8 protein-coding genes are annotated in these 6,884 nt (G+C 61.6%); 3 read left to right on the top strand and 5 right to left on the bottom strand.

Translation table 11 applies throughout. The features are described 5' to 3' along the window. Window positions 1–11: 11 nt before the first annotated feature. Entirely contained in the window at window positions 12–1,679 is a 1,668-nt protein-coding gene (locus tag KP010_RS15555) for a recombinase family protein (protein WP_216281071.1), read from the bottom strand. Next, complete coding sequence (locus KP010_RS15550) at window positions 1,679–2,068, bottom strand: hypothetical protein (RefSeq protein ID WP_216281070.1); 390 nt, start codon at window positions 2,066–2,068, stop codon at window positions 1,679–1,681. The genes KP010_RS15555 and KP010_RS15550 overlap by 1 nt, the downstream gene beginning before the upstream one ends. Window positions 2,069–2,790: 722 nt before the next feature. Between KP010_RS15550 and KP010_RS23090 the strand changes: the two genes are divergently transcribed. Together KP010_RS23090 and KP010_RS15545 are read left to right on the top strand one after the other, a co-directional pair. After that, window positions 2,791–2,916, top strand: a complete 126-nt coding sequence (locus KP010_RS23090) for a hypothetical protein (protein ID WP_256448892.1) — start codon at window positions 2,791–2,793, stop codon at window positions 2,914–2,916. A 150-nt stretch (window positions 2,917–3,066) separates the two neighbouring features. Next, window positions 3,067–3,420 carry a helix-turn-helix transcriptional regulator gene (locus KP010_RS15545; RefSeq protein WP_216281069.1) on the top strand — a complete coding sequence of 118 codons (354 nt, stop codon included), beginning with the start codon at window positions 3,067–3,069 and terminating at the stop codon, window positions 3,418–3,420. Window positions 3,421–3,453: 33 nt separating this feature from the next. On the opposite strand, the gene KP010_RS15540 is transcribed toward KP010_RS15545, so the two are convergent. Then, window positions 3,454–4,077: a hypothetical protein gene (locus KP010_RS15540; RefSeq protein WP_216281067.1), complete on the bottom strand. Its 624-nt coding sequence runs from the start codon at window positions 4,075–4,077 to the stop codon at window positions 3,454–3,456. A gap of 357 nt (window positions 4,078–4,434) precedes the next feature. Between KP010_RS15540 and KP010_RS15535 the strand changes: the two genes are divergently transcribed. Continuing rightward, on the top strand, window positions 4,435–5,349 hold the full coding sequence (locus KP010_RS15535; protein ID WP_216281065.1) for a LysR family transcriptional regulator: 915 nt from the start codon (window positions 4,435–4,437) through the stop codon (window positions 5,347–5,349). Here KP010_RS15535 and KP010_RS15530 read toward each other — a convergent pair. Both KP010_RS15530 and KP010_RS15525 read right to left on the bottom strand, forming a co-directional pair. After that, on the bottom strand, window positions 5,313–5,570 hold the full coding sequence (locus KP010_RS15530; RefSeq protein WP_216281063.1) for a DUF2274 domain-containing protein: 258 nt from the start codon (window positions 5,568–5,570) through the stop codon (window positions 5,313–5,315). The two genes, KP010_RS15535 and KP010_RS15530, sit on opposite strands and share 37 nt — an antisense overlap. Beyond that, window positions 5,567–6,775, bottom strand: coding sequence for a TrbI/VirB10 family protein (locus KP010_RS15525; protein WP_216281061.1), 1,209 nt, complete (start codon window positions 6,773–6,775; stop codon window positions 5,567–5,569). The genes KP010_RS15530 and KP010_RS15525 overlap by 4 nt, the downstream gene beginning before the upstream one ends. Between the last annotated feature and the right edge of the window lie 109 nt (window positions 6,776–6,884).

Raw genomic sequence — 6,884 nt, 5'->3', positions numbered from 1 at the left:
GCTCGTCAGGCTCATAACCTGAAGGTCACAGGTTCAAATCCTGTCCCCGCAACCACCGATGTCGGCGATAACAAATCGCCAATCAGCCCGACCTCCGAAAGGAGGTCGGGCTTTTTCTTGCCCGCGGCAAACCGCAGCATCGCAGCCAGATCTCCGCGCAAAACGATCGCCAGTCGACCGTCCTCGGGCACGAGCGTGACCTGGTCGACGAGCGCGCGAACGATCTCCGCCGCCTCGGCTTTCGTCTCGTCGCTCTGCAGGCTCTCGTGGAGCGCGGAAATCCGTTGGCGATAGATCTCGGCCATGTTCGGATGCAGGAGCGGGGGCGGCTCCTCGGCTTCGGCGAGAGCCTTTTCGAGCTCGTCTTTCCGGTTCTCCAATTCCTTCATTTGCCGCATCACGCGCTTTGACGCTTCGAGGTCGTCGGACGCCAGGATCAGCTTCATGAGCTTATCCAATTCGCGATCGATGCGAGGGATTTCCGCTCGTTTCGAGGTCAGGTCGGCTCCACGCTCCATTCGCAGGCGGTTCACCTCGCGGGTGAACTCGTCGCAGAATTCTTTGAACAACTCGGGCTCCATCAGATGGGTCCGCAGGCCGTTCAGCACCGAGGCCTCCAACTCGTCCCGCCTGATATTCGAACGATTCTGGCATGTCCCTTTATTCCGCGCTGTCGCGCAGCCGAGAATGTCCTTCGAGATCATGACATAGCCGCCTCCGCAGCATCCGCACTTCACCAGACCAGAAAACAGGTGCTTCGGCCGCCGTCGCTCATTCAACGTGTTCTCGCCGGGTCCTGGGGGGTCGTAGGCGAGTGTCTGCTGGCGCGCTTTCACGAGTTCCCATAGTTCTTGGTCGACGATGCGCAACTCTGGCACATCCTGAACGATCCACTCGGATTCCGGGTTGAGGCGGGACACTCGCTTTCCAGTATCTGGGTCCTTCAAGTACCGAAGGCGGTTCCAGACCAGGCGGCCAATATAGAGTTCGTTGTTGAGGACGCCGACGCCGCGCTTCGGGTTGCCGTGGATGGTAGTCGGTCCCCAATCGGCGCCTTGCGGTCCGGGCACGCCCTCGCTGTTCAACTGGAAAGCGATGGTGCGGGACGACTTGCCGGCGAGATAATCGGTGAAGATGCGGCGCACGACGGCTGCTTCCGTCTCGTTGATCGTTCGATCGCCGCGAATCGGTTCGCCGCTCGCGGCAAACTGCTTGACCACGTCGTAGCCGAAGCACAGACCGCCACCCGATTTACCTTCTTCGACACGACCGCGAAGGCCGCGGCGAGTCTTATCGGCGAGATCCTTCAGGAATAGGGCGTTCATCGTGCCTTTGAGGCCGACCTGCAGATGCGTCACGTCGCCCTCCGCCAGCGTGACGATGCGCACGTTGGCGAAGGCCATGCGCTTGAACAATCCGGCGATATCCTCCTGATCGCGGCTCAGGCGATCCATAGCTTCCGCGAGCACGACGACGAATTTTCCGCGCAAAGCGTCATGGATCAGTTCCTGGATGCCGGGGCGCAACAGCGACGCTCCAGAGATGGCCCGATCGGTGTAGCTGTCAACGATCGTCCAGCCTTGCTTGTCTGCGTGCTGACGACAGAGGCGCAATTGATCCTCGATGGAGGCGTCGCGCTGATTGTCGGACGAGTAGCGTGCGTAGAGTGCGACTTTCATTAGGCGGCGTCCCTACTCGGGAAGGCGGTCTTGTTTTCCATTGTCCTGTTCGGATCGAACGAAATCGCGTGCGGCCGCGCGGGCGAGCAGACGAACCAAATCGATGAACCTCGGGTCGAGTTTCGATTGCGCTTCGATCGGGCGATTGCCATTCGTCGTGACGATGCGAAGCTTTTCGACAGGCGTTCGTTTCGATTGCGGCATGACGGCGTCCACATTTGTTCGAATGAGGACGATGATGTCAGGCGCGGGCGCAATGACAAGCTGAAACAGCTTTTTGGAGCGGCATCTTTCGTCGACTTGGAGAGCGCCTCGGCGCGCGCCGGCGTCGTCGCATGTACGAAAGAGTGAGCGTGCGTAGCAAAAATAAGTTTGCGATCGTACATCATGACGCCTCTCCATGTGATGGCTAGGGCTTTCGACATCCGCTACCGGCCGGCGGCTCCGCGATACCTCATGATTTCCAACGCTGCTCGTGTGATCTCGACCGCAAACCGGATGCTGCTCTCGAGGGCGTCGACGCCATCTCCGCTGATAAGATTGTAGGTAATCGACTTCGATTTTATTGCGCGTTCATCGCGCCGGACGCTCGATTTCCTCTATTTCCGAACCGTCTTTTTGGACTCGACAGCATACGGAACGAAGCAGAAGCTTCGCCCGCCCAACGATCCTTGATAGGGAGCTTGGCGGCTGTGGCGGAACAATCGAAATTGCACGGATGTGTTAGGCACCGCCAGCGTCAAAGACGTCTCGTCGGCGGCGATGATATCGACTTCGAGCGCCTCTCCAGGGCGGTCAATATCAGTGAGAGTTATTCGTCTTTCCACGACAGATGCTCCCAAAACAGAATCTTTGAAATGTGATCGACGTCAATCGTGCTGCTGGTCGGGAAACGTCGGCTCCTGATGGCGCAAGCGCAATGCGTCGCCGTAGCCGACGCACCGAAAACGCGATCGACTAATTATCCGTTCGCCGCATTCTCACGTTTTCCAACGCCTCTCGTATCATTTCGTCGACCGCGAAGCGGACATTGCTCTCTAGCGCGTCGAGCCCGTCTCTGCCGATCAGATAGAGAGCGTCGTCGACGTGCGACTCGAGGAAGTAGCGGGAGATGATCGGCTGGTCGAAACCCGCGCCTTTCGATCTCGTTCTGATGCTCGCCATCGCAGCGTCACGCAGCGCGCGAGCGAACTGCTCGCGCGTGCTCAACAAGATCGTCGCCAAAGAGACGGCGTGACCCAGATGTTTCTCACGCATATTCGGACTCGCGGTCGTTTACGGACTCGCCCCCTCTGCCGCGCCGGCGCTTCCCCTTCTCGAACCGGACGCTACAGTTTGTAGAGTATACTCCGTAGATAAATACTCTTCAAGCTGGCTGGTTCTCGTCATGGAAATGCGAGAGACGCTGGCGCGCAATCTGAGGAGATATCGACGGGCGCAACGCCTGTCGCAGGAGGAGCTCGGGCATCGAGCCGAGCTCGACCGCACCTATATCAGCTCGATCGAACGCTGCGTCTATTCGGCGACGGTCGACGTCGTCGGCCGCCTCGCCGACGCTCTCGGCGTCCCGGCGCTCGAACTTTTGAGGCCTGCGAGCGAAAACGCGGAGGCGAAATCGTCATCCGCGACATCGGCTGAAGGCGCCGGCACGAAGGGGCAGCCCAAGAAAGGCGCAAAGCCGTCTCGGAAAAGTGAGGAGCCCGCGCGAAGGCGGGCTCCTCGAAAGAAGACGGGCCCGTAGGCAGCCGAGCGACCACGGGCCCGAGCATGAGGATCACATCGGCGAGACCGCCGCTTCCGGCGACGCAAGCCGGGCGATGTCCGCCAGCGCCGAGCGCAGTTCCGGCCAGGGAAATTCCGCATCCGTCGGGCTCGGCTCGCCGAGCTGAATGAGGATGGCGAGCTTGGCTGCGACACCCGGCAGGCTGGCGGCTTTCGTTTTCGGGACCGACGCCACAAAATCGCGCTCCTTGCCGAGAGCGGCTCGAAGCTCGGCGTCAACGGCGTCGAAGCCGAGCGCCGCCGCCACCTCGTCCCATCGCTTTTGCTGCTCGTCGAACGCCGCGAGCAGCGCTTCTTTCTCGATCGTCGGCTCGTTCGCGACCAACTCCTCGATCTCGTCGATCGATTGAGCGAATTTCGGCTCCGCCTCGCCAGAAAGGCGGATCGTGACCTCGGGGATGCCGACCGAATGAATGAGCTGTTTCTCGATGCGCTGCCACTGGCGCGTCAGCGCGACGACCTGCGTGTGATTGGCCTGCCAGTTGCGCCAGAGCTGCAGCGCGGGGTCGGACGGCGCCCCTCCAGTGGTCTTCCCGGACGGAAAGGCGCCGGTTCCTCGCAAAATGGCGCGCCAGCTAACGGCAGGCGGAGTCGTGCTATCTTCAGAATCAGCCATGATCCAAGCTCCAAAGCAGCATGGGTTGTGGTCAGGCCGGACGGGATGTTACCAGCATCCCGTTCGGCCGCTGCTCGTGAAATTGCAGCCGGAGGAAGGTAAGCCGGCTAGAACGTTTTAGCAACGTATATTGGAAACGCAGGAGCGGTCGGACTGCGCGAGACGGCGCATCGATTGGGGAGAAATCGGGTCCGTTCGCCAAAAAACCCATAGCTTGCAACGCGATAGCCGCTCGATCGGCGGCCTTGAAAAGGCCATTTAATTTCAATGAAGTAGAGAGCATTAGAGCAGTCGATGGCGTCCCTGTCGTCGGCATATCCGATTCTGGAAATCAGCTTGTGAACCCGGGCTTTTCACGTGAATTCGGAGCTTCGAGATCTGAAATGGGCTCTTGTCGCCTCGCGGCATCGAAGCCTCCGGCAAGCGGCGGAGACGCTGAACACGCGTCAATCCACCCTCAGCCGTCGATTGCACGATCTCGAATGTGAGCTCGGCGTGGACTTGTTCGAACGCACCACCGGCGGAACGAAGCTCACACCGGTCGGTCGGGAATTTCTGGATTTGGCACGGCCCATCGTCGACGAAGCGGACCGCCTCTTCCTCACGTTCAAAACGCGACGCAACGGCGGACGCAGGCCATTACGAATAGGGATTTGCTCCTCGCTTTCGGCGGGCAATCTGCGGGAGACGCTCGCGGAGTTGTGCCGCCAGATCGCGGATGCGGATATTCTCCTGGTCGACGGCGCCAAAGTGGGATTGCTCGGCGAGCTCGCCGCCGGCGCGATCGACGTCGCCATATTGACCTCCGGCGGGAGGTGGAACGACCGCTTTCTGCCGCTCTGGGGCGAACGGGTCGTAGTCGCCGTTCGAGAAAATCACCCGCTCAATAGTCGGCCAGCGATCCAATGGCGGGAGCTTTGCGACAATCGGATATTGCTGACGCGGAGCGGCGTCGATTCCGAGCTCGAGCAATTGCTGAGCGTGAAGGCCGGCGGCTCGGGTTCTTTGCGTATCAGCTATCAGGATGTCAGCCTCGACCGGCTGCTGAGCCTCGTCGGCGCCGGTTATGGCGTCGCGCCACTGCTCGAAGGCGCCGCCGGATTTGGCTGCCCCGGAGTGGCCCATCGCGAGCTGCATGGTGACTGTGGGCAAATGCGGCTTCAGTTCGCGGCCTATTGGAAAGAGACGAACAGCAGTCCGATGCTGCAGCGATTTCTCGATCTGTTGCGCGCCCGTTATCCCGACCTTTCGGCTTCCGCGACATCGGGTTGAGTTTTCGGACGCGTCCGAGTCTTTGCGAAGGCTCTGTCTGTCGCGATGAAGCGCTGAAGCATCGGGACGATCAGCTTGAGCGGATCGGCGATGGTTTGCCCATTGGCTCGGCCGAGCGCGTCCGCATAGGCGGCGAGATCGCGATGCAGAGAGGCGGGAATCTCGACGGTGATTTTGACGGGCTTGTCGTCGGCGAGCGGACCGAGCTTCAGTTTCGTCACGGCGCCATTCCTTCCTTGTATGGAGCTAATAGGAGATCCCGTGTCACGAGCACACGAACCGGGAAGCCCGGCCGGATGGTGAGGGTGGGCTGAACATTGAGCTGGCGCTGAACGAGCAATTGTCCGGTCTGACTCGCGCTGTTGGAGCCGCCGCGGCGGATCGCCTGGATGAGACTGTTCTCGCTGCCCGTCGTTCCCGCTTCGGCGCCGATGCTGAGAAGCGTCGAGAGAGCGGCGCCTTTGATCAGCATGTCCCAATGATTGTCGACCTCGTCCTCGAGGCCGGCATAGCCGGCGACGTCGGCGCCGGGCTGCCGCTCCAGCACGATCGAGGCTCCATTGGGCATGATGAGACGGGTCCAGGCGAGGAGCACGCGCCTTTGGCCGTAAGCGACGGAGCTGTCGTATTGGCCGATGAGCTTCGCGCCCTGAGGGATGAGCAGAAACTTTCCCGTCGGACTGTCGTAGACTTCTTCGGTCACCTGCGCGGTGATCTGTCCCGGTAGATCGGAGCGTAGGCCGGTGATGAGCGCGGCGGGGATGACCGTTCCGGCCTGGACGACGTAGGGCAACGCAGGCTTTGTGAGCCGATCGGGACTGACGGTTCGACGATCCGTCGCAGCGGTCAGAAAAGCCGTCTTGCGATCCTGCATGTTCTGCGCGGAGTCGGCGTCGACAGACGGCGCCGCGACGGCGCCAGCGTCGCCCGCGGCGATCATGGTCGGAGCGATCGGCGCGATCGGCCTCTCTCGCTCATTCGTCTGAGCAAAGAGCCTACTTACCCGAGCGGCCTCACCTTCCTGCGCACGGCGTTGCGCTTCGGGATCGGACGCCGATGCGCCGACGATCGTCGTATTGCCGGCCGCGCCGGCATTCAGAATGGGCCGGCCGAGATCGCCCGGCAGAGGCGGCCCGAGGGGCGGCGCCGGACGCGGCATTCCTGTATAGTCCTTGGGGAGGCTCGCGAGGCCGTCGGCGGCAGGACGGTTCTGCGTGTTGTAGAGTTCCTGGGCCGCGCCGCTTCTGTCGCGGGGTTGCAGAGCGTAGCCGAGCGCGCCCGCGATCGCGAGGGCCGTGACGCTCGCCATGCCGATCAGCACCTTGCGCGACAGCCGCGTCACGCGCGGGCGTTCGCCTCGGAGGCGAAGGTCAGGCGTGATCGGCGGCGACGAGCCGAACTTGTCGTCATTCCCGTCCGGCGTCATGACCGCGGCCTTCCGTCGGTTCGGACGATGCGCACGCGCCGCTCGCTGTCTGCGTCTGTTGATTTCCACTGAGAGCTGACCCAGGCAGCACGAGTTTTTCCACCGAGAA

The sequence above is a fragment of the Methylosinus sp. KRF6 genome (genome assembly GCF_018887255.1).
Classification (GTDB): Bacteria; Pseudomonadota; Alphaproteobacteria; order Rhizobiales; family Beijerinckiaceae; genus Methylosinus; species Methylosinus sporium.
Note: the sequence above shows the minus strand (reverse complement) of the source record. Positions and strands in the feature narration are given on the sequence as shown.